The organism is Roseateles sp. UC29_93, assembly GCF_042695725.1.
Taxonomy (GTDB): Bacteria; Pseudomonadota; Gammaproteobacteria; order Burkholderiales; family Burkholderiaceae_C; genus Roseateles; species Roseateles noduli_A.
On sequence record NZ_CP170545.1, the window covers coordinates 1,078,968 to 1,102,086 of the forward strand.

At 68.8% G+C, this 23,119-nt stretch carries 14 protein-coding genes and 2 pseudogenes; 11 read left to right on the forward strand and 5 right to left on the reverse strand.

Going from position 1 to position 23,119, the window contains the following annotated elements:
- Nucleotides 1-59 precede the first annotated feature (59 nt).
- Together ACFJIX_RS05025 and ACFJIX_RS05030 are read left to right on the forward strand one after the other, a co-directional pair.
- On the forward strand, nucleotides 60-2,438 hold the full coding sequence (locus ACFJIX_RS05025) for an FdhF/YdeP family oxidoreductase (protein ID WP_377161614.1): 2,379 nt from the start codon (nucleotides 60-62) through the stop codon (nucleotides 2,436-2,438).
- A 13-nt stretch (nucleotides 2,439-2,451) separates the two neighbouring features.
- Nucleotides 2,452-3,363, forward strand: coding sequence for a bestrophin family protein (locus ACFJIX_RS05030; RefSeq protein WP_377158170.1), 912 nt, complete (start codon nucleotides 2,452-2,454; stop codon nucleotides 3,361-3,363).
- Between the two features lie 87 nt (nucleotides 3,364-3,450).
- On the opposite strand, the gene ACFJIX_RS05035 is transcribed toward ACFJIX_RS05030, so the two are convergent.
- On the reverse strand, nucleotides 3,451-4,878 hold the full coding sequence (locus ACFJIX_RS05035) for a PLP-dependent aminotransferase family protein (protein ID WP_377158172.1): 1,428 nt from the start codon (nucleotides 4,876-4,878) through the stop codon (nucleotides 3,451-3,453).
- A gap of 300 nt (nucleotides 4,879-5,178) precedes the next feature.
- Here ACFJIX_RS05035 and ACFJIX_RS05040 point away from each other — a divergent pair, with 300 nt between their 5' ends.
- Both ACFJIX_RS05040 and ACFJIX_RS05045 read left to right on the forward strand, forming a co-directional pair.
- Nucleotides 5,179-6,039: an endonuclease/exonuclease/phosphatase family protein gene (locus ACFJIX_RS05040; protein ID WP_377158174.1), complete on the forward strand. Its 861-nt coding sequence runs from the start codon at nucleotides 5,179-5,181 to the stop codon at nucleotides 6,037-6,039.
- A complete protein-coding gene (locus tag ACFJIX_RS05045) occupies nucleotides 6,036-6,446 on the forward strand; it encodes a hypothetical protein (RefSeq protein WP_377158176.1) in 411 nt (136 codons plus the stop codon). Before ACFJIX_RS05040 ends, ACFJIX_RS05045 begins: the two co-directional genes overlap by 4 nt.
- A gap of 205 nt (nucleotides 6,447-6,651) precedes the next feature.
- Here ACFJIX_RS05045 and ACFJIX_RS05050 read toward each other — a convergent pair whose 3' ends face one another.
- Complete coding sequence (locus ACFJIX_RS05050; RefSeq protein ID WP_377158178.1) at nucleotides 6,652-8,811, reverse strand: sigma-54-dependent Fis family transcriptional regulator; 2,160 nt, start codon at nucleotides 8,809-8,811, stop codon at nucleotides 6,652-6,654.
- A gap of 271 nt (nucleotides 8,812-9,082) precedes the next feature.
- Here ACFJIX_RS05050 and adh point away from each other — a divergent pair, with 271 nt between their 5' ends.
- Nucleotides 9,083-10,603: an aldehyde dehydrogenase gene (gene adh, locus ACFJIX_RS05055; protein ID WP_377158180.1), complete on the forward strand. Its 1,521-nt coding sequence runs from the start codon at nucleotides 9,083-9,085 to the stop codon at nucleotides 10,601-10,603.
- A 129-nt stretch (nucleotides 10,604-10,732) separates the two neighbouring features.
- On the opposite strand, the pseudogene ACFJIX_RS05060 reads toward adh, so the two are convergent.
- A pseudogene (locus ACFJIX_RS05060) lies at nucleotides 10,733-12,224 on the reverse strand (methyl-accepting chemotaxis protein).
- Nucleotides 12,225-12,473: 249 nt separating this feature from the next.
- On the opposite strand from ACFJIX_RS05060, the gene ACFJIX_RS05065 reads away from it, so the two are divergent.
- The 5 genes from ACFJIX_RS05065 (at nucleotide 12,474) to ACFJIX_RS05085 (ending at nucleotide 20,084) form a co-directional block, all read left to right on the forward strand.
- Nucleotides 12,474-13,574 carry a carbohydrate kinase gene (locus ACFJIX_RS05065; protein WP_377158182.1) on the forward strand — a complete coding sequence of 367 codons (1,101 nt, stop codon included), beginning with the start codon at nucleotides 12,474-12,476 and terminating at the stop codon, nucleotides 13,572-13,574.
- Between the two features lie 77 nt (nucleotides 13,575-13,651).
- Nucleotides 13,652-14,581: a pseudouridine-5'-phosphate glycosidase gene (locus ACFJIX_RS05070; protein WP_377158184.1), complete on the forward strand. Its 930-nt coding sequence runs from the start codon at nucleotides 13,652-13,654 to the stop codon at nucleotides 14,579-14,581.
- Between the two features lie 230 nt (nucleotides 14,582-14,811).
- A complete protein-coding gene (locus tag ACFJIX_RS05075; protein WP_377158186.1) occupies nucleotides 14,812-16,122 on the forward strand; it encodes an efflux RND transporter periplasmic adaptor subunit in 1,311 nt (436 codons plus the stop codon).
- 69 nt (nucleotides 16,123-16,191) lie between these two features.
- Nucleotides 16,192-19,281 (forward strand): efflux RND transporter permease subunit, encoded by a 3,090-nt coding sequence (locus ACFJIX_RS05080; RefSeq protein WP_377158187.1) that lies wholly within the window; start codon nucleotides 16,192-16,194, stop codon nucleotides 19,279-19,281.
- Nucleotides 19,282-19,601: 320 nt separating this feature from the next.
- Nucleotides 19,602-20,084 (forward strand): hypothetical protein, encoded by a 483-nt coding sequence (locus tag ACFJIX_RS05085; RefSeq protein ID WP_377158188.1) that lies wholly within the window; start codon nucleotides 19,602-19,604, stop codon nucleotides 20,082-20,084.
- 26 nt (nucleotides 20,085-20,110) lie between these two features.
- Here ACFJIX_RS05085 and ACFJIX_RS05090 read toward each other — a convergent pair.
- Together ACFJIX_RS05090 and ACFJIX_RS05095 are read right to left on the reverse strand one after the other, a co-directional pair.
- A pseudogene (locus ACFJIX_RS05090) lies at nucleotides 20,111-20,717 on the reverse strand (DNA-3-methyladenine glycosylase I).
- Between the two features lie 134 nt (nucleotides 20,718-20,851).
- Nucleotides 20,852-21,190, reverse strand: a complete 339-nt coding sequence (locus ACFJIX_RS05095) for a hypothetical protein (protein ID WP_377158190.1) — start codon at nucleotides 21,188-21,190, stop codon at nucleotides 20,852-20,854.
- Between ACFJIX_RS05095 and ACFJIX_RS05100 the strand changes: the two genes are divergently transcribed.
- Nucleotides 21,185-23,086 carry a hypothetical protein gene (locus ACFJIX_RS05100; RefSeq protein ID WP_377158192.1) on the forward strand — a complete coding sequence of 634 codons (1,902 nt, stop codon included), beginning with the start codon at nucleotides 21,185-21,187 and terminating at the stop codon, nucleotides 23,084-23,086. The two genes, ACFJIX_RS05095 and ACFJIX_RS05100, sit on opposite strands and share 6 nt — an antisense overlap.
- The last annotated feature ends 33 nt before the right edge of the window (nucleotides 23,087-23,119 follow it).

Sequence of the window (23,119 nt, forward strand, 5' to 3'; positions counted from 1 at the left end):
CCACCATGGAGTCCGGAGTGCGCCACCCCCTGGAAGCCCTGGAGTCCCCGATGAGCAAGATGCCCCCCCGCCCCCGCCGCGAAGTCCCCGGCATCCGTCGCTACGACGGACCTGCCGGCGGCTGGGGCGCGCTGCGCGCCACCGCGCAGGCGGTGCGCCAGCAGATGGAGATCGTCGAGGCGCCCATCGTCCTGATGCGCACCAACCAGCCCGTCGGCTTCGACTGCCCCGGCTGCGCCTGGCCGGACAAGGAGCACAAGTCCACCTTCCAGTTCTGCGAGAACGGCGCCAAGGCCGTCACCTGGGAAGCGACCAGCAAGCGCGTGACGCCGGACTTCTTCGCGCGGCACACGGTGTCGTCGCTGCTGGCGCTGTCCGATCACGAGCTCGAGAACTTCGGCCGCCTGACGCATCCCATGGCCTACGACGCGGCCACCGACACCTTCCGCGCCGTCGAGTGGGACGCGGCCTTCGCCCGCATCGGCGAGGTGCTGCGCGGCATGGCGTCGCCGGACCGCGTCGAGTTCTACACCTCGGGCCGCGCGTCCAACGAGGCCGCCTACCTGTTCCAGCTCTTCGCCCGCGAGTACGGCACCAACAACTTCCCCGACTGCTCCAACCTGTGCCACGAGGCCACCAGCGTCGGCCTGCCCCGGTCCATCGGCATCGGCAAGGGCACGGTGTCGCTGGCGGACTTCGAGTCGACGGAGCTGATCCTGTCCATCGGCCACAACCCCGGCACCAACCACCCGCGGATGATGGGCACGCTGCACGAGTGCGCCCGCCGCGGCGTGCCCATCATCGTGCTGAACCCGCTGCGGGAGCGCGCGCTGGAGCGCTTCGCGGATCCGCAGGACGTCGTCGAGATGGCGACCAACCGCTCGACCGACATCGCGTCGACCTACCTGCAGGTGAAGGCCGGTGGCGACGCGGCCGCGCTGAAGGGCATCATGAAGGCGCTGCTGGCGCTGGACGCCTGGGCCGGCCAGGGTGCCGGCATCCTGGACCGCGACTTCATCGCCGAGCACACCAGCGGCTTCGACGCGCTGGTGGAGGACCTGTACGCCACCTCCTGGGCCGAGATCGAGGACGAGTCCGGCCTGCGCCGTGCCGACCTGGAGACCGTGGCCCAGGCCTATGCCAGGTCCGGGGCGACGATCGTCACCTACGGCATGGGGGTGACGCAGCACAACACCGGCACCGCCAACGTGCGGCTGATCGCGGACCTGCTGCTGATGCGCGGCAACATCGGCAAACCCGGCGCCGGCATCTGCCCGTTGCGCGGGCATTCCAACGTGCAGGGCAACCGCACTGTCGGCATCACCGAGAAGCCGTCCGGGGACTTCCTCGACCGGCTCGAGGACGTCTTCGGCTTCACGCCGCCGCGGGCGCACGGCCACGATGCGGTGAGGGCGATGCGGGCCATGGAGACCGGCGAGGCGAAGGCGCTGATCTGCCTGGGCGGCAACTTCGCCGTCGCGTTGCCCGATCCCGAACGCTGCTTCCCGGCGATGAAGTCGCTGGCGCTGAGCGTGCACCTGGGCACCAAGCTGAACCGCTCGCACCTGCTGGTCGGCAAGGAGACCTTCCTGCTGCCGGTGATCGGCCGCACCGAGCTCGACCTGCAGGCGAGCGGGCCGCAGTCGATCACGGTGGAGGACTCGATGTCGATGGTGCACGCCTCGGCGGAGCGGCTGCGGCCGGCGTCGCCGCAGCTGCGCTCGGAGCCGGCGATCGTCGCGGGCATGGCGCGCGCGACGCTGCCGCACAGCAAGGTCGCCTGGCACGCGCTGGTGGAAGACTACGACCGCATCCGCGACCTGATCGAACGGACCATCCCCGGCTTCGACGACTACAACGGCCGCATCCGCACGCCCGGCGGCTTCCGGATGCCGCTGCCGCCGACGGAGCGCCGCTGGCCGACGCCGACCGGCAAGGCGATGTTCTCTGTCTTCCGCGGCGTGCGCGAGCGCTACGAGCCCTGGTCCGCCGACGCGCTGCGCCTGGTCACGATCCGCAGCCACGACCAGTACAACACGACGGTCTACGGCCTGGACGACCGCTACCGCGGCGTCTTCGGCCGGCGCGACGTGCTGTTCATGCATCCGGACGATCTCGCCGCGCAGGGCCTGGAGCACGGCGACGTCGTCGACATCGAGACCGTCGCCGAAGGCCGGTCGCTGCGACTGCCCGGCATCACGGTGATCGAGTACGACATCGCGCGCGGCTCCGTCGCCGCCTACTACCCCGAGGCCAACGTGCTGGCGCGGCTGGACTACATCGACCAGGACAGCGGCACGCCGTCGTACAAGTCGATCCCGGTGCGGCTGGTGCGGACGGCCACTGCCTTGGCCGCCGCCACGCCCGCGATGGCCGCGGCGCCGGCGACATCGGCGGCATCGGCGATCTCGGTCGCATCCTCCGCATCGCCCGCCTGATCGGAGATTCGCGATGATCATCCGACCAAGACAGAGCTGGTTCCGGCTGCTGTTCGTGTGGCACGGCTCGGTGCTGCCGTCCATCCTCCCGCAGCTGGGTTTCATGGCGGCGGTCAGCGTGCTGGCGGTGGCGACGCACGGCCAGGTCTTCGGCGAAAAGATCCCGCTGAACGCGACGCTGATGACGCCGTTCGGTCTGACGCTGGCGATCTTCCTGGGCTTCCGCAACAACGCGAGCTACGAGCGCTTCAACGAGGCCCGGCATCTGTGGGGCAATCTGCTGATCGCCTCGCGCGCGCTGGTGTCCGAGCTGCTCTGCTACCTGCCCGACAAGGCGATGGCGCAGCCGGCGACGGATCGGCTGCTGGCGGCGGTCTACGCGCTGAAGCACGAGCTGCGCGGCACGGATCCCGAAGAGGACCTGGTGCGCCTGGTCGGCCAGCGCGAGGCGTTCCGGCTGCGGCGCGATCCGCAGACCTCGAGCGCGGCGCTGCACGCGGTGCGCGAGCGGCTCTGCGCGCTGCAGGACGACGGCCACCTCGGCGATGCCCGCTTCTGGACGCTGGACACGCAGCTGACGGAGATCGGCAAGGCGATCGGCGGCAGCGAGCGCATCGCGTCGACGCCGATCCCCTTCGCCTACGGGGTGCTGCTGCATCGCACGGTCTACACCTACTGTGTCCTGCTGCCCTTCGGGCTGGTGGACGCGACCGAGTTCTTCACGCCGCTGCTGTGCGTGTTCCTCTCCTACACGCTGATCGCGCTGGAAGCGGTGGCCAACGAGGTCGCCGAGCCCTTCGGCCTGGCGCCCAACGCGCTGGCGCTGGATGCGATGGCGCGGGGGATCGAGCGCTCGGTGCTGGCCCTGAGCGGGCGCGCGATGCCGGAGCGCGTCACGCCGACGGAGGCCTTCCAGTTGACCTGATCGACGCTTCTGCTGGATCCGCTCGATCTGCCTGGTCTGCCCGACTTGCGCAAGAAGCCAGGCCTGCCTGCTACCGAGTCGATCGTCTCAACAGTTCTGTCGCGCGCACGTGGCGGCCAGCTTGCCGACGGTGATCACCGCCTGCTCGATGTCCTTGGACCACGGCGTGCTGTAGTTCAGCCGGATGAAGTGCCGATAGCTGTTGCTCACCGAGAACATGTAGCCGGGCCCGATGGTGATGCCGCGCTCCAGCGCGAGCTCGTAGAGCCGCAATCCATCGATGGCCGGCGGCATTTCCACCCAGAGCACGTAGCCGCCGACGGGCGTCGAGACGCGCGTGCCCTCCGGGAAGAAGCGCAGCACGATCGCGCGCATCAGGCTGGCCTGCTGCGCGAAGGTCTTGCGCAGTCGACGCAGGTGGGCCTCGTAGCCGTCGCGTTCGAGGAAGCGCGCGATGGCGACCTGCGGCAGCGGCGGCGTGGTCAGCGTGTTGAGGAACTTCAGCTTCTCGACCTCGTCGCGATAGCGGCCCGGCAGCGCCCAGCCGATGCGGAAGGTCGACGCCAGCGTCTTCGAAAAGGTGCCGCAGTGCAGGACCAGGCCGCGCGTGTCATAGGCCTTGAGGGTGCTGGGCGCGACGGCGCCGTAGTAGAGCTCGTTGTAGACGCCGTTCTCGATCAGCGGCATGTCGAGCCGCGCCGCGAGCGCGACGAGCGCGCGCTTGCGCTCGTCCGGCATCTGGAAGCCGAGCGGGTTCTGGAAGTTCGGCATCACCATGCAGGCGGCGATCGGCTGCGTCGCGGCGATGGCGGCCAGCGCGTCGACGTCGAGTCCCCGCACCGGATCGGTCGGGATCTCCAGCGCGCGCATGCCCAGGCGCTCGATGGCGTGGAGCATCGCGTAGAAGGTCGGCGTCTCGACGGCGATCACGTCGCCGGGTTTGGCCACGGCCTGCAGGCAGAGGTTGAGCGCCTCGGTCGCGCCCATCGTGACGAGGATCTCGGCCGGATCGACGGCCTGGCCCTTGTCGAGGTAGCGACGCGCGATCTGGCGGATCAGCAGCGGATGACCGGGCGGCAGCGCGTCCTTGAGCGTGCGCAGCGCCGGATCCTGGCCGGCGGCGAAGGCGTAGCGGTTGAGCTTCTCGAAGGGGAAGCTGCCGGTATCCGGATACGGCGAGCCCAGCGGCACCGCGTCATGCGCGGCGATCGAGCGCAGCGTGGACAGCACGAGCCGGCTGACGTCGACCGAGGACGAGACGGCGATCGGCCGCGGCGTGGCGGGCGCCTCGAGCTCGGCGGCACCGGGCTTGATCTGGACGTAGTACCCGGACTGCGGTTTGCTGACGATGAGTCCCCGGCTCTCGAGCAGCACATAAGCGCGCAGCACGGTCGTGACGCTGAGCTGACGCTGCTTGCTGGTCTCGCGCACGGACTGCAGCCGGTCGCCGTGGCGGAAGACGCCGCCGCGGATCTGGCGTTCGATGTCGTCGGCGAGCGTCTCGTAGAGCTTCATGGAGCGCGGTTGAGAGTGTCCACCGCAGGTATCGGTGGGTGCGCTAGTTTATGAGCGGTATCGAGGCTTGAAAGTCCACCAATTCGAGAGCGCTCCAACGCTGGCATCGCGAATTCCACCCCCGTAGAGTGACTGCCCTCCCCGCGAATTTTCGCAGTGGAGCAGGCGCCGGCAGCCAGGGCTCGGCGATGTGGAACAGACTCTGCCAAGGACATGCTTCGGCCCATGACTCCCGATCCCATTCCGCCCGAGACGGGCCTGCGCATCGCATGGTGGAACACCAAACTCTCGCCGGCGCACGTGGCCGCCACGATCAGCGACGCCGTCGCCCTGGCCGCGGCCGATGTACTGATGCGGCTGATGAACGTGGTTCTGGCCGACATCATCATCCTGGGCGAGATGTCCGACAGCGCCATCGCCGCCCTGCGGGACAAGTGCCCGGATGCGGTCGCCCGCTATACATGGCTGCCGGCCTGCCACCCTGCGGGGAAAAGCCGCTTCTCCGTGTGCGTCTTGAGTCGCAAGGACTACGTGCACGTCCAGTTCCAGGATCCGATCCTGCTCGAGGACGGGAAGTCGGTGACCAAGGTAGGCCTGCGTTTCGCGGTCCGCCTGTGGGACGACAGCCAGTGGATCCATCTCATCGTCTCGCACTGGCCCAGCCGTCTGCACCTGGATCGCCATGACAGTGGACGAACCCACATCGCGGCGTTCCTCCGCCACTGGATCGAGGACAAGATCTTCCGCGGCAGTTCCCATCCGAACATCGTGCTCGTGGGCGACTTCAATGACGAACCCTTCGATGAAGGATTGGAGCGCTATCTGCGTGCCACCAGGGACCACGACAAGATCAAGCGCAATCCGAAGCTCTTCTACAACCCGTTCTGGCGACACCTGAGCTCGTTCGAGCATCGACTCGTCAAACACCATGCCGCTGATCCGGGCACCTACTTCCATCGTGGTGGCAGGGACACCTGGTGGCGGACCTTTGATCAGTTGATCGTCTCTTCCGCAGTGCTCTTCGGCACGTCCGGCTGGCGCCTGGACGAGGCGTCCACGCGTGTCGTCCCTGAAGCCCAGGCCGGCTTCGAGATCCGCTCGACGCGACGGATCTTCGATCACCTTCCCATCGTCGGACACATTGAAAGGCAATACCCATGATCGACTTCGACAGCCACATCCGCGCCGGCATCGACAACGCCACCACAGCCGATGGAGAGCTCGCCGAGATCGAGCGCATCCTCGGCAAGCTGGACGAAGCCATCCGCCGCAGCACGTCCGGCAAGGGCAAGCTGTTCGTCGGCAAGTTCCACAACGCCGAAGAAGATGAAGCGATGCGGCTCGCAAGCGTGCCCCTCCGGCTCGTCATCCAGAGCACGGAGGACGAACGTGACGGACGAGTCATCGCGGGTTGGGAGACCGGCTCGAACGGTGGATACGCCACGCACCTGGTCTACGAGTTCCAAAGCCTTTACTGCGGCGATGGCGACGAGTTGCTGGAAGAGCTGGGCAACCTTCTCGAAACGGCCCGCGTCGGTCGCGCGATCCAGTACTTCGCCAACCGGTGAGCCCCAAAAGACGAAGGCGGACATCCTTTCGAATGTCCGCCTTACCCATTGACGTCCGGCTTGCGCCTCTGCGGATCCACCACCAGAAACCCGGACCGCATGAATGAAAGGATACGCAGCGGCCGTCGATCCCGGAAGGCGGGTTCACCCCATCGCGGCTTCGGCGGATGGCTGATGCGCGCGTGAGGCGATGCCCTACGCCGCCCTACGCGTCAGGCTCCTTGAGCAGCCGGTACAGCGTGTTGCGCCCGATGCCCAGCCGCCGCGCGGCTTCCGAATGGTTGCCGTCGCAGGCGGCGAGGACACGACGGGCGTGGGCCCAGGACTGGGCTCGCAGCATCGCCGGCGCGGCGTCCGTTGTGGCGTCCGTTGTGGCGTCCGTTGTGGCGTCTGTTGCGGCGTCTGTTGCGGAGACTGTCCGCGGCGACGCGCCCGATCGCCCCGCCGCCGAGGTCGACATCCGCGCCGCGACCGGGACCAGCACCGGGATGACCAGGCGCTCGTCCTGGTCGAGGTCCTCGACGAGATCGTCCGGCAGATGCCCGCGCCGGATCACCGACTCGCCGGGTTCCATCAGCGCGCAGGCGATGCGCAGCGCCTGCTCCAGCTGGCGCACGTTGCCGGGCCAGCGGTAGGCCGCCAGCTCGCGCGCCAACGGCGGATCGAGCACCACCCGCCGCATCGGCTCCAACGCGGACAGCAGGCGCTCCACCAGCACCGGCAGGTCCTGCCGCTCCCGCAGCGGCGGCAGGCACAGCGTGAGCCCGTTGAGCCGGTAGTAGAGGTCCTCGCGGAACAGCCCCTGCGCGACCAGCGGTCGCAACGGGCGGTGACTCGCGCCGATCAGCTGGAAGTCCACCTGCACCGACGGCCCGCCGCCCAGCGGCTGCACCTGCCGATCCTGCAGCACGCGTAGCAGCCGCGCCTGCAGTGGCAAGGGCATGTCGCCGATCTCGTCAAGGAACAAGGTGCCGCCGTGCGCCTCGCGCAAACGCCCTGGCGCGCCCTCGCGCGACGCCCCGGTGAACGCGCCAGGCCGGTAGCCGAAGAGCTCCGCCTCGATCAAGGACTCCGGCAGCGCGGCGCAGTTCACCGCCACGTACGATCGACCGCGGCGCGGACCGCTGTCGTGCACCGCGCGGGCGAACAGGTCCTTGCCAACGCCCGACTCGCCCTGCAGCAGCAGCGGGATCGGCTTGTCGAGCACCCGCCGCGCCCGGACGACCGCCTGATGCATCGCCGCGTCGCCGAGGTCCAGCGCCTGCAAGGCGTCTTCCACCGACAAGGCTCGAAACGCGGACTCGACGCCCGGATGCGTCGCGACGATCGTGCCCCGCGGCACGTCCGTCGAGGAACGGGCGAGGACATCGGCATCGACCACCGCCGGGGGCGCGCTGGCAGCATTCGATGCCGGCGGCGCGGGATGTCGCCATCCGCGCGGCGCCAACAGCCGCATCCACAGCGGCGGAGCGTCCTCGCGATGCAGCAGCCGCGCGCCCTCCCCATCCTGTCGCGCCCAATCCATCAACTCGGCCCATCGCAGCGGCAGCACCGACTCCAGCGGACTCGGTCGCGCCGCGTCCGTCCCGAGCCACGCCTGCGCCGCCGCGTTGCAGCCCAGGATCCAGCCGTCCTCGCTCAGCGCGAGCAGCCCTTCCGTCGGCGTGCCCAGTCCCTCGGGCTGGATGTGGATCTGCAGACGCAGTCCATCCGCGTGCCGCGTCTGGAACAGGCGGTGTTCCACCATCCGCGCCGCCGAGCGCACCAGCGCCAGCGTGTGCCGCTGGAAGCCGTGCTGCTCGCCGGAGAGGTCCAGCACGCCGAGCACGCGCCCTTGCGGATCGCGGATCGGCGCCGCCGTGCAGCTGAGGAAGGCATTGCGCTCCAGGAAGTGCTCGCCGCCGAGCACCGACACCGGCCGCTGCTCCACCAGCGCGGTCCCGATCGCGTTCGTGCCCCGCCAGCGCTCGTCCCAGATCGCACCGGGCCGCAGCGCGACCCGCTGCGCGCGATCGACGAAGCGGCCGTCCCCCAGCGCCCCGAGCAGCAGCCCCTGCGCGTCGGCCAGGATCACGAGGCCGTCGCCGTCGCGGGTCTGCTCGAAGAGGTCCTCCATCACCGGCCTCGCGTGGGCGACCAGCTCATGCTGGCGCTCCAACGCCCGTCGCAACTGCGCGCCCGACGCGTGCGGCGCGCCCGGCGGCCGTCCGACCGGGCTCAGGCCGAAATCGCGGCTGCGAAGCCAGCTGCGGCTCAGCCCTTCGTCGAGCGTCGCGACGCTGAGCCGGCCCGTGTCCAGCAGCTCGCGCCGCGCCGCGCGCAGCAGTCGCGGCGCCATGGCGGCGTCGCTCGGGGTTTTCACCATGCCGTTGTCTCCTTGGGCGCTGGGTGCGCGCTCATCGGGTCTTGCCCGCCGGTTTGAACCGGTCTCGACACCCCGGGTGTTCCATTCCGGAACACCTGTGCCACCGATGACGTGCCTGCGCCATGCCGGACCGATCCTGACCAAAGCCAGCCGGATTGGGAAGAGGCATTCCGCCCATCAGGCAGGGTCTTCGGCGCGAAGGCGGCGTTGGCACGGCCCATGCAATACGCCCCCAGGCGTCCTTCGCCTCAACAACCACGGAGACAACACCATGATCTACGCCAAGCCCAACGCGGCCGGCGCGCCGCTGCAGTTCAAGAAGCGCTACGACAACTTCATCGGCGGCCAATGGACCGCGCCGCGCGACGGCCAGTACTTCGACGTGATCACGCCCATCACCGGGCAGGTCTACACGCAGGCGGCGCGATCGACCGCCGCCGACATCGAGCTCGCGCTGGACGCCGCGCATGCCGCCGCCGAGAAGTGGGGCGCCACGCCCGCGGCCGAGCGCGCCAACGTGCTGCTGCGCATCGCCGACCGCATCGAGCAGAACCTCGAGCTGCTCGCCTACGCGGAGACCGTCGACAACGGCAAGCCGATGCGCGAGACGCTGAACGCCGACCTGCCGCTGGCGGTCGACCACTTCCGCTACTTCGCCGGCTGCCTGCGGGCGCAGGAGGGTGCGCTCAGCGAGATCGACGCCAACACCATCGCGTACCACTTCCATGAGCCGCTGGGCGTCGTCGGCCAGATCATCCCGTGGAACTTCCCCCTCCTGATGGCGGCCTGGAAGCTGGCGCCGGCGCTGGGCGCGGGCAACGCGGTCGTGCTCAAGCCGGCCGAGTCGACGCCGATCAGCATCCTGTTGCTGGCCGAGCTCGTCGCCGACCTGCTGCCGCCGGGCGTGCTCAACATCGTCAACGGCTACGGCAAGGAAGCCGGCATGCCGCTCGCACAGAGCAAGCGCATCGCCAAGATCGCGTTCACGGGCTCGACCGCGACGGGCCGCGTTATCGCGCAGGCGGCGGCGACCAACCTGATCCCGGCCACGCTGGAGCTGGGCGGAAAGAGCCCGAACGTCTTCTTCCCCGACATCGCCGCGCAGGACGACGACCTGTTCGACAAGGCGATCGAGGGGCTGGTGCTCTTCGCGTTCAACCAGGGCGAGGTCTGCACCTGCCCGTCGCGCGCGCTGATCCACGAATCGATCTACGACAAGTTCATCGCCCGCGCGATCGACCGCGTGAAGGCCATCAAGCAGGGCAACCCGCTGGACACCGACACGATGATGGGCGCGCAGGCCTCGTCGATGCAACTGGACAAGATCCTGTCCTACCTCGAGATCGGCAAGCAGGAAGGGGCGCAGTGCCTCATCGGCGGTGGCCGCGCGCAGCTGGGTGGCGATCTGGCCGGCGGCTACTACATCGAGCCCACGCTCTTCAAGGGCACCAACGACATGCGGATCTTCCGCGAGGAGATCTTCGGCCCCGTGCTGGCGGTGACGACCTTCAAGACCGAGGAGGAGGCGCTGCGCATCGCCAACGACACGCCGTACGGGCTGGGCGCGGGCGTGTGGTCGCGCGACATCAACACGGCCTTCCGCATGGGCAAGGGCATCAAGGCCGGACGCGTGTGGACCAACTGCTATCACGCCTACCCGGCGCATGCGACCTTCGGCGGCTACAAGGAATCCGGCATCGGTCGCGAGACCCACAAGATGATGCTGGACCACTACCAGCAGACCAAGAACCTGCTGGTGAGCTACTCGCAGAAGAAGCTCGGGTTCTTCTGACGGAGTCCTAAGTCCAAAGGCCCGCGGGCAGCGAGCGCGCGTGGGGCCGGAATGTCGCTGGGGGTTCCCGGAGGGACGCCCCCTGCGACGTGGAGTGCCCGCGCTTGTCCGCCCGCAGTCGGTCTCCGCTCAGCTCATCCGAAACACGGCCACGGCTTGAACCAGCTGCGTGGCCTGTTTCTCGAGGGAATCGCTCGCCCCGGCGGACCGCTGCACCAGTGCCGCGTTCTGCTGGGTCGTGCGATCGAGTTCGCTGACCGCCTGACTGACCTGGGAGATCCCGGTCGCCTGCTCACGCGTCGCATTGCCGATCGTCGAGATGAGCGCCGAGACGCGCTTCACCTGCTCGACGATCTCGTGCATCGCCTTGCTGGCCTCGTCGACCTGACGGCCGCCGGCCTCGACGCGCTCGACGCTCTCCCCGATCAGCTGCTTGATCTCCTTGGCCGCCGCGGCGCTGCGTTGTGCCAGCGAGCGCACCTCGCTCGCGACCACCGCGAACCCGCGTCCCTGCTCGCCGGCGCGTGCCGCCTCGACCGCCGCGTTCAGCGCCAGGATGTTGGTCTGGAAGGCGATCCCGTCGATGACGCCGATGATGTCGGCGATCCGCTTGCTGGACGTCGTGATGCCGGCCATGGTCTCGTTGACGTGACGGACCACCTCGCCGCCCTGCGCGGCCGCGACGCTCGCGCCCTGCGCGAGATCTTCGGCCTGGCGTGCGGCGTCGGCGTTGCTGCGCACGGTGGCGCTCATCTCCTCCATCGACGCGGCCGTCTGCTGCAGGCTCGCCGAGGCCTGCTCGGTGCGCGAGCTGATCTCGTTGTTGCCGTTGAGGATGTCCCCGCTGGACGACTGCACCGTCACCACCTGCGCCGCCACGTCGTCGATGACCCAGCGGAACATCAGGCCCAGCTGGTTGAGCGAGCGCAGCGCCATGCCGACCTCGTCGACGCGGTCCATCTGCAGCGGCTCGCGCGTGTCGCCGCTGGCGACGCGCTTCGCATGCCGCGCCAGCGATTCCATCGGCGCCACGATCTGCGCCTGCAGGAACCCCATCGCGAGCAGCGAGACGACCACGAGGGCGCCGATCCACGTCGCCGCGACGGCCAGCGTGGCCGCGCTGCATCCACGCGGACAGGATCGCCGCGATCATCAGCGCGAGCACGGGCAGCCGCACGCGCCAGCGCACCGGCATCGTCTTCATCATCGAGGTCCACGCCATCGCGCCCTGGCGCACCACGACGCCCTTGTGGATGCGCAGGTGCTTCGCGCGGCCTTCGCGCATGTCGGCGTAGAGGCGCTCCGCGCCGGCGATCTCCTCGGCCGACGGCCGCGTGCGCACCGACATGTAGGCCACCGGCTGGCCGTTGCGCATCACCGGTGTCGCGTTCGCGCGGACCCAGTAATGGTCGCCGTTCTTGCGCCGGTTCTTCACCAACCCGGTCCAGGACTCGCCGCCCTGCAGCGTCTGCCTCATGTCGCCGAAGGCCTCGGGCGGCATGTCGGGATGCCGGACGATGTTGTGGGGCTGGCCGAGCAACTCCTCCGTCGTGAAGCCGCTGGCCTCGACGAAAGCCTCGTTGGCGTAGGTGACCCGACTCTTCGTGTCCGTCGTGGACATCAGCGTCGCGTCGGCGGGGAAGTCGTACTGGCGCTGGGTGACGGGCAAGTTCTTCCGCATGGCGTCCTCCTTGACTGTTTGATGCGGTGCGCTTCCCGCCGTGTGCCGGTCTGTGGAAGCGCGTTAAGCGTATGAAAAGTTCGCTTATCGCGCGACCCCTTCATATCAACGCCAGCAACGACTGACAAATGTTTTAATGAAAGACATTTGTTTGATCATGCATAGGCTGGCGCCCTAGAATCACGCGCCATGACGCCTCCCAAGGAACTTTCCTCGAAGGAACAGCTGCTGGCCTTGGTCGAAGCCAACCCCTTCATCGGCCAGCAAGAGCTGGCGGACCAACTCGGCCTGTCGCGCTCCGCCGTGGCCGGCCACCTGGGGCAGTTGACCCGCGAGGGCCGCATCCTCGGCCGCGCCTACGTGCTGCCGCAGCGCCAGCCCATCGTCTGCATCGGCGGCACGAACCTGGACCGCAAGCTGCGCGCCGTCGACCCGCTGCGCATGGGCAGCTCGAACCCGGCACGGCAGCATGAATCGGCGGGCGGCGTCGCCCGCAACATCGCGGAGAACCTGGCGAGGCTCGGCCTGCCGGTCCACCTGCTGACCGCCGTCGGACGCGATGCCGCAGGGCAGACGCTGCTGGCGCAGCTGCAGGGGCTGGGCGTCGATTGCGCCGGTTGCCTGCAGGCTTCCGACGCGGCGACGGGCAGCTACACGGCGGTGCTCGATCCCGACGGCGAGCTGGTGCTGGCGCTCGCGCACATGGAGTTGACGGACCGGCTCGATCCTGCCTTCCTGCGCCAGACCGCGCCGCAGCGGGCGCCGGCACGCTGGCTGGTCGCCGACCTGAACCTGCCTCGCGAGACGCTCGACGAGTTGCGCGCCGAAGCGCGGCTGCGCGGCCAGCGCCTGCTGCTGGTGGCCGTGTCGGAACCGAAGATGGCGCGGCTGGGCGCCGATCTGCGCGGTGTCGAATTGCTGGTGCTCAACCGCGGCGAGTTGCAGGCGCTGTCGGGCCGGGCCCTGCCAGACGACGACGCCTTGCACGCCGCGTGGCGATCGTTGCGGCAAGCCGGCCTGCAACGGCTCGTGATCAGCGACGGCGCGGACGGCGTCCGTTTCTCCGACGGTGACGCGCTCGTCCTGCTCCCCGCGCCGCCGCTGGATCCGGCGTCGATCCGCGAGGTCACCGGCGCCGGCGACGCGATGACCGCCGGCATCGTCGCCGCGTTGCACCGCGACCCCGACGACCTGCGCGGCGCCTGCGCGTTCGGCCTGCGGCTGGCGGCGCTGACGCTGCAGAGCGACGCCACCGTCAGCGAGGCGCTGAGCCCGGCATTGCTCGTCTGAGCCCGAGCGTCGCGCGCACGAATCCCAATCCCAATCCGAGTCCGAGACCCCTCAGGCTCGAATCCAAGAGAGAACCCATGAGCACGCAAGACCTGATCGACCAGAACCTCATCGACTTCTCGCCTGAGGTGGCGGCCGCGCGGGCGCAGGGCCGTCCGCTGGTGGCGCTGGAGTCCACGATCATTTCCCACGGCATGCCCTACCCGCAGAACGTGCAGACGGCGCGCGAGGTCGAGGCCATCGTGCGCGAACACGGCGCGGTGCCCGCGACGATCGCGGTGCTGGACGGGAAGATCCGCGTCGGCCTGAACGAGGCGCAGCTCGAACTGCTCGGCCAGTCCCCGGACGCAATGAAGCTGAGCCGCCGCGACCTGCCCTTCGCGCTCGCGACCGGCCGCGTCGGTGCCACGACGGTGGCCGCGACGATGATCTGCGCACGCCTGGCCGGCATCGAGGTCTTCGTCACCGGCGGCATCGGCGGCGTGCACCGCGGCGCGGAGACGTCCTTCGACATCTCCGCCGATCTGCAGGAACTGGCCCGCACGCCGGTGGCCGTGGTCTGCGCGGGCGCCAAGAGCATCCTCGACCTGGCGCTGACGCTGGAGTACCTGGAGACGCACGGCGTGCCGGTGCTGTCCGTGGGGCAGGAGAACTTCGCCGCGTTCTACACGCGCGACAGCGGCCTGAAGGCGGACTTCCGCATCGACGCGCCGGCCGACCAGGCGCGTTTCCTGCGGACGAAATGGGCGCTCGGGCTGAGCGGCGGCGCGGTGATCAGCAACCCGGTTCCGGCGGCGCATGAGATGCCGCGCGCCGTCATCGACGGCTTCGTGGAGCAGGCGCTCGCGGAAGCCTCCGCGCAGGGCATCAGCGGCAAGGCCGTGACGCCCTACCTGCTCGCCCGCATCAAGGACCTGAGCGGCGGCGCCAGCCTCGTCACCAACATCGCGCTGGTGAAGCACAACGCCGTCGTCGGCGCGGCGCTCGCCAAGGCGCTCGCACTCTGACGGCCGCTGGCCCTCACCCCTTCCCTCTCCCGCAAGCGAGAGAGGGTGACAAGCTCCTTTCAGCCATCTCCGAAAACGTTCCTTCACGCTCCAATCGCACAGGTTTTCCTCCCGCTCGCGCAGGATTAACCTGAACGAAACAATCATCGAAAGAGCCGGACTTAACCTTCCGCGCCCTCAGGGAGCTTTGCAAAGCGCGCCCTGGATGACTGTCGTTGGAGAACGTGTTCATGCGCCGCAAGCCCCTTGTCCTGTCATTGATCGTCGTCCTGCTCATCGCGGGCGGAGGCTGGTGGTGGAAGTCCCGGGCGGCCTCGCGCGAAGGCGGCGAGGCAGGACCCGCCGCGGCCGCGCGCGGCGCGACCGGAGCGTCGGGCCCCGCCGGCACGCAGACCGTCGGCGTCGTCACCGCGCAGCGCCGCGACGTCCCGGTCACCGTCGAAGCCTCCGGCACCGTCACGCCGATCAACCAGGTCGACCTCCGCGCCCAGACCACCTCGACGATCCGCGACGTGCTGGTCCACGACGGCCAGACGGTCACCAAGGGTCAGGTCTTGTTCCGCTTCGACGAGCGCGCGGACCGCGCCAACCTCGACAAGGCGCGGGCCCAGCTCGCCCGCGACAAGGCCAGCCTCGGCGACCTGCAGCGCCAGTACGAACGCGCCAAGGACCTGCTGGCGCAGAACTTCGTCGCGCAGAGCGCCCTGGACACCGCGCTGGCCAGCCTGCAAGGCGGCCGCAGCCTGGTGGACGCGGACGCCGCCGCGGTGGAATCCGCCGCCGTCGCGCTGAGCTACAACGAGATCCGCGCGCCCTTCTCCGGCCGCGCCGGCGCCGTGAACGTCTGGCCCGGCAGCCTGGTCCAGGCCAGCGCGACCGGCACGCCGCTGGTCAACATCGTCCAGATCGATCCCATCGCCATCAGCTTCAACCTGCCCGAGACGGAACTCGCGCCCGTGCTCGACGCGATGCGTCCCGCCGCCACGGGCGCCCAGGTCAGGCCGCCCGAGGTGCAGGTCGTCCTGCCGACCATCGAAGGCGGCCCTTCCCGGAAAGACAGCAAGGGCGGCAAGTCCGTCGAATCGGTCGCCCACGGCAAGCTCACCTTCGTCGACAACCTCGTCGACGCGACCACCGGCACCATCAAGCTGAAGGCCGAGTTCACGAACGACGCGCAGAAGCTCTGGCCCGGCCAGTACCTGCGCGTGCGCATGACGCTGCGCAGCATGAAGGACGCGGTCGTGATCCCGCAGGCCGCGATCATCCTGCGCGGCAGCGACCGCCAGGTCTACGTCGTCGGCCCCGACAAGACCGCCCAGCTCAAGCCGGTGAAGCTGCGCTACGCCTTCGGCGAGATGGCCGTGGTCGACGGCGTCGACGCGGGCGCGACCGTGGTGCTCGACGGCAAGCAGAACCTGCGCCCCGGCACGCCGCTGCGCACGCAGCCCGCCGCCGTCGATCCAGCCGCCGCCGCGCGTCTGGCCGCGGCCTCGGCCGCCGCGGGCGGTGGCGCCTCCGGCAACGACGTCGCCGCGCCCTGATCCGGCCGTCCGGCCCACGCCTTCGACGTCCCTGACGTCCCGACGCCTTCAGCCCCCGCGGAAGCTGCCATGAATCTCACCGAACTCTTCATCCGCCGGCCGGTCATGACCGTGCTGCTGAACGTCGCGCTGGTCGTCGCCGGCATCGCCGCGTGGAGCCGCATCCCGGTCGCCGCGCTGCCCAGCTTCAACACGCCGGTCATCAACGTGCAGGCCACGCTCCCCGGCGCCAGCCCCGAGACGATGGCCTCGTCCGTCGCGCTGCCGCTGGAGAAGCAGTTCTCGACGATCGCCGGCATCACGACGATCTCCTCGACCAACACGTTGGGCAACAGCTCGCTGACGCTGGAGTTCGACTCCGCGCGCGACATCGACGCCGCCGCGGTCGACGTGCAGGCTGCGCTGTTCCGCTCGCTGCGGGCGCTGCCGGTCGAGATGACGACGCCGCCGTCCTACCGCAAGGTCAACCCGGCCGATGCGCCGGTGCTGCTGGTGGCGCTGACCTCCCCGTCGGTCAACCTGTCCGAGCTCAACGACTACGCCGAAAACCTGATCACCCCCAGCCTGTCGACGATCGACGGCGTGGCGCAGGTGTCCATCTACGGCCAGAAGCGCTTCGCGGTGCGCATCAAGGCGCGCAACGAGCTGCTCCAGCAGCGCAACATCACGCTCGACGAGCTGCAGGCCGCCGTCAAGGGCGCCAACGCCAACACGCCGGTCGGCACGTTGGACGGCGCGCGCCAGACGCTGACCATCCAGGCCAACAAGCAGCTGCGCGACGCCAACGCCTTCGGCGGCATCGTCGTGGCCACGCGCAACGGCGCGCCGGTGTTCCTGCGCGACGTGGCCGACGTCGAGGACAGCTACGAGACCGTCAAGTCCTTTTCCAACTTCAACGGCGAGCGCTCCATCGTGCTGGCCGTGCAGCGCCAGCCCGACGCCAACACGGTGAAGGTGGTCGACGCGGTGAAGGCGATGCTGCCGCGCTTCGCTGCGCAGTTGCCGGCGTCGGTGCAGATGAGCACGCTGAACGACCGCTCGGTGTCGATCCGCGAGGGCCTGCACGACGTCTACTTCACGCTGGCGCTGACGGTGGCGCTGGTCGTGATGGTGATCTTCCTGTTCCTGCGCCGCATGGTCGCGACGCTGATCCCGACGCTGTCGCTTCCGATCTCGCTGATCGGCGCGGTGACGCTGCTGTTCGCGCTGGGCTACAGCCTGGACAACATCTCGCTGCTGGGCATCACGCTGGCCGTGGGGCTGGTGGTCGACGACGCGATCGTGATGCTGGAGAACATCTACCGCCACGTCGAGGACGGCATGGCGCCCTTCGACGCCGCAATCCGCGGCGCGCGCGAGATGGCGTTCACCATCATGTCGATCTCGATCTCGCTGATCGCGGTGCTGATCCCGATCTTCTTCATGCCGGGTGTCATCGGCCTGCTGTTCCACGAGTTCGCGGTCGTCGTGTCGCTGGCGATCGGCGTGTCGGCGGGGGTGTCGCTGACGCTGGTGCCGATGCTGTGCAGCCGCTTCCTCAGCAGCCACCACGAGGTCGAGGAGAACGCGCTCGGCCGCACGTTCGAGGCCGGCTTCGGCTGGGTGCTGAGCAAGTACACCGCGTCGCTGGACTGGGCGCTGGCGCGCCGCTGGGTCGTCGGCGTGGTGGCGCTCGCCACCTTCATCGCCAGCGCGTGGCTCTGGATCGCCATCCCCAAGGGCTTCTTCCCGGAAGAGGACATCGGCCAGATCCAGGCCAGCACCGAAGCGGCCGAGGACATCTCCTTCGCCGCGATGACGGTGCTGCAGGAACGCGTCGCGCAGATCGTGCAGGACGATCCGTCGGTGTCGTCGGCGTCCGCCGCGGTGGGCGGCGGCGGGGGCGGCGGCAACGTCAACACGGGGCGCCTCTTCATCAACCTGAAGTCGCGCGGCGAGCGTCCCCCGATGCCGCAGGTGCTGGAGCAGTTGCGCAAGAAGCTGCGCGGCGTGCCCGGCATCGCGGTCTACCTGCGACCGGTGCAGAACCTGCAGCTCGGCGGGCGGCAGTCCAAGAGCCGCTACCAGTTCACGCTGCAGTCGGTCAGTACCGGCGAGCTCAACACCTGGGCCGTGAAGCTGCAGGACAAGCTGCGCAACGACCCGGTCTTCCGCGACGTCACCAGCGACTCGCAGCTGCGCGGGCTGCAGGCCAACCTCGTGATCGACCGCGAGCGCGCGACGCTGCTGGGCGTGCAGATGCAGGACCTGCGCAACGCGCTGTATTCGGCCTTCGGCGAGCGCCAGGTCTCCAGCATCTACGCGGAGAGCAACACCTACCAGGTGATCATGGAAGCGACCGACAGCGACCGCCTCAGCGAGGACGCCTTCGACAAGATCTACCTGCGCGGCAAGAACAACACGATGGTGCCGCTGACGGCCTTCGCGAGCGTGAAGCGCGAGCTCGGCCCGACGGCGGTGAACCACCAGGGCCAGCTGCAGGCGATCACCCTGAGCTTCAACCTCGCGCCGGACGTGCCGCTGGGCACGGCCACGGGCAAGATCGACCAGTTCACCAAGGAGATCGGCCTGCCGCCGTCCATCATCACCAGCTACGGCGGCGACGCGGCGGTGTTCAAGGATTCGCAGGGCGGCCAGCTGCTGCTGATCGTGCTGGCGATCGCGGTGATCTACGTGCTGCTGGGCGTGCTCTACGAGAGCTACATCCACCCGCTGACCATCCTGGCGGGGCTGCCGTCGGCGGCGGTGGGCGCGCTGCTGACGCTGCAGCTCGCGGGCATGGAGCTGACGATCATCGCGACCATCGGCATCCTGATGCTGGTGGGCATCGTCAAGAAGAACGCGATCATGATGATCGACTTCGCGCTCGACGCGCAGCGCAACGGCGGCATGACGCCGCAGCAGGCGATCCGCGAGGCCTGCATCCTGCGCTTCCGCCCGATCATGATGACGACGCTGGCCGCGCTGATGGGCGCGCTGCCGATCGCGCTGGGCCTGGGCGCCGGCGCGGAACTGCGCCAGCCGCTGGGACTGGCGGTGGTCGGCGGACTGGTCCTGTCGCAGGCGGTGACGCTCTACATCACGCCGGTGATCTACCTGGCGCTGGACCGCTTCAGCGGTAGGGGCCGGATACGCGGGAGGTGGAGCACACGCGACTGACGGAACATCCGGCGCAGCCAGCTCCCGGCCACGCGGACTGACCACGAGACGAGGCGTCTGTAAAACGAACTTTGAACATTTGTGGATCGGCATCAACTCAGTTGTCATGTCAATCGAACGCACCAACCCCACCTCATCTTCCCTATCGCCTCCGTCGCTCGCACCCGATCCGCCGTCGGCAGCGTCGTGGCCCACAGACCAGGCCTTTGCCGCACATCTTCAGAATCTGAAATTCTTCTCCCGCCGGCGCGAGCCGCTCGCCATCCGCAGTTCTACAGACGGAACACATCTACGACCTTGCTTCGCCCATCAAGCGATTCGTGGACGCGTCCGAGCTGCCCCCCAACAGCTTCGTCCTGCAAGACAGGGTGGCGATGATCGCGGCTGCCGTTCGCAACGGGGATCTGCCCGTGGAACACGCTCGACGCCTCCTGGTACCGAGCGAACCTTCGTGGCTGACCAGCTTGAACACATCGTGGCGCATCCGTCTGGCGCATGACACGCTTCAGACCCTCACAAGAGCTTCCGTATTGAGCGACGGGACGGCGACCGCCGCCAGCCAATCGCTGTTACGGGGGCTGCTCGAGACCGAAGGGAACTCGCCGAGCGAGGTGCTACTCAGCATGGCCCTGTTCGACAAGGTCTCGTGGCTGCCACCTCTCGACGGCCAGAGGGCCATCCTGGCCAGTCGTATGGTCGACTTCATGTACCAGATGCAATTCACCGAGGCCGAGATCGGCCAGGTCAGCACTGTCCCGCGCAAGAAGGCGCCGCCGTTCCCACTGGCTTCGCAACCCGCATGACCTGACCCCTCGCCACGCCCGCCGGCTCAGCCTGGCGGGTTGAAGCGCCGACGTGCCAGCGCCGCCGCATCGCGTCCGATGCATCCCGGCGCGTGATCGTTGACGAGCCCCATCGCCTGCATGAACGCATAGACCGTCGTCGGGCCGACGAACTTCCAGCCGCGTTTCTTCAGTTCCTTGGACAGTCGGATCGACGTCTCCGACGTCGCCCTCACATCGCCGCCCTCCTCCGGATCCTCGAAGCGCCAGAAGAACGCGGCCAGCGAGCCGGCGTCCTTCTGAAGCTCGAGCGCGCGGGACGCGTTGTGGATCGCCGCCTCGATCTTGCCGCGATGACGCACGACGCCCTCGTCCGCGAGCAGTCGCGCCATGTCGGCCTCGCCGAACTTCGCGACCCTGGCGATCTCGAACCGCTTGAAGGCCTTCCGGAAGTCTCGCGCTTCGCGAGGATCGTCCGCCACGACAACCCCGACTGGAACCCCTCCAGGCAGAGCTTTTCGACAGTCGCCGGTCCTCGTCGACCGGGTAGCCCCATTCGTTGTCGTGGTAGTCGCGGTACATGTCGAAGCCCGGCGCCTCGCACCACTTGCATCGCCATTGGCCGTCCGGGCCTTGCGCCAATCGTTCCGTCATCACCTCTCCGCACGGCCTCGACGCGGGCCCTGACTGGCGATTCTGCCGGCAAGCGTGCCCCCGACGCGCAGAACGCTCCCCCGCCCAGTGCCACTGCACGCGCCATGCATCCACTGATCGCCGCGTTCACGTCCTCATTTCTCCAGGACCCTGCGCTCGACGCCGCGGTGCCCGTGACCGCCAGCACGGCCGAAGGACGGGCGCACGACCCCTGGTGGTATCAGCCCGGATCCCGGCAGTCGCCTGAAGCGTTCGCGCGCGGCAACGGCTTCGATCGATTCGCGTCCAGCCTGTCGGCGCGCATCTCGGCCTTGGCGGCGATCGTCGGCACGGCGTCGATCGAAGCCGACGCCTTCGTCACCTTCCAGGCCCATGTGCTGGACGTCGACAGCAAAGGCGCCAACCGCCACTTCGGTGACGCCGCCGGCAACGTCTATGGCGAGGGCGCCCAGTACCTGGATCGCCTCGTGCACCTGATCGGCGACCCTCGCCTGACGCCGGAGACGCGCATCACCGCATTGCGCGAGCTCGCCCCGCAATTGGTCGAGTGCGGCAACGGTGCCGTGGTCGCCCTTCAGCAGAGCGTCGCGCGCCTGGATCCGGACGGACGGGGTCTGCGAGGGAAATGCCGCACGCTCATGGAACTCACCATCGACAGGTCGCCGCCGAAGTCCTCGACCGGCGTCACGCCAGGGCATTGTGGGCGGCACCGGGCATGCATCGGCACCATGTGGCGGGCCTGCAGACGCGCCTGTACGGCGCACTGGGCCTGCCCTGGCGTCCGTCCAACGATCCGATGGCCAAGGCCACGTTCCCCACCCCGGACCATCGAGAGTTGCCTCCAGCAACTCGGCAGCGTGTTGACGCCATCCGCCCTGGCATTGACGTTGGCGGAGGACTATCTCGCGAGATGCACGGAGGCCCTCCGCGACGCCGGCGCGTGCCGCCCGGACGCGCCGCTCACGATCGGCGAGATCGACGCGGGGACGCTGACGCTGCTCCACGAGTTCAATGTGACGCCGACGCACGACGCGTTGGTTCGCGTGGACGCGGACGCCGGCAGTTGCGTGCTCCAGGACGATCCGATCCTGGTGGGCCTCCAGTTCCTCGAAGAACTGTCGAAGGCCGACGTGGTCCATGCGGCGTGCCACGAACCGGTCGCTTCATGGATCGACGGCAGCGGTGAGCCGGTGCAGTGCTTCGTCAACGGGGCGCTGTCGTGGGCCGTCCAGGACGGCCGGCCACGGCCGCTGATCGCATCGGACCTCCCCGGGCTGGCGACCTTGACCGTCGCGCCGCTGAACGCGGCGGCCAGGCGGTCGCTCAGGCTGGCCAGCACGCCATCGGCGTTGGCCGCGCACGTCGATCCGCGCCTGCTGCGGGACGCCGACACCTGCACCTGGTTGTGCGACCAGTTCGACGACGCCGGTCTGGCGTCGCTGTTGAGCGATTGGCATGCCAGGCAAGCCTGGACCCCGGAGCAGTTCACCTGGATTGCGCACGCGCTCGCTGCCCAGGGCCGCGTCGATCTGTTCACAAGCCTGCCCTTCGACTGGCCCGCCAACGCCCGTCTCGCGGTCATCGTCCGCGCACTGGACGCCAAGCCGCCGAAGCTGGATCCCGGCGGTCTGCGGCAGGTCCTCGCCATGACGGTCCAGGATCAACAGTCGCTGCTGGAATGCGTCCTCCTGAAGGCGGACCTGCCCCTGTGCTGCCGCTTTCTGGATGCGCTGACGACCCGGGCCCGCGCGGGGGAGCTGGAGATCGGCACCTGGGAGGTTTTCACCGATGCCGCCATGGAGAAGTCGGGCATCGCCGCGCGCCTCTACCGGTCCACGGGGACCTACTGTTCGCTGACCAGACTGTTCCAGCATCGCAATCTGCAAGGCCTGCTGATGAAGGGCACCAGCTCGCCCAGACAGTTGGCCACGGACCTGCTCCCTCCCGTGAAGGGGATATTTCCACGGGTCATCGATACGAACGATGAGGGTCACGTCCTTGCCGCGTTGCTGGCCGTCGAGGTCATCGGAAAGTATGCCTGGGGAGGCGACAAGGCGCGCGGCCGCCACACCTTGCGTGCGCTGCTCGAGGGCCCCGGCCGATGCGCCTCCGGGGCCCTGCAGCGTCTGCACGGGCCGCGCACCGAGGACCTCTTCATCGCGCTGCTGGCGGAGACCCTCCGGGCGATGCGGCGGTTGTCCTTCAGCCGGGAGGAAGCGAGGGCCCTGCTTCGCATCCGTCCCTCCTCGGCCTCCGCGAAAGTGGGCGAGATCCTGGACGAAGTCGCCCGGCAGATCGACAGCGCGACGGACGACGAACAGCTCCCGGAGTCGCTCGACGACTTGTTGACCTACACCCTCGCCCGATGACGCCGGGGCGAGCCGGCCGCCCGTCGCGCCGCC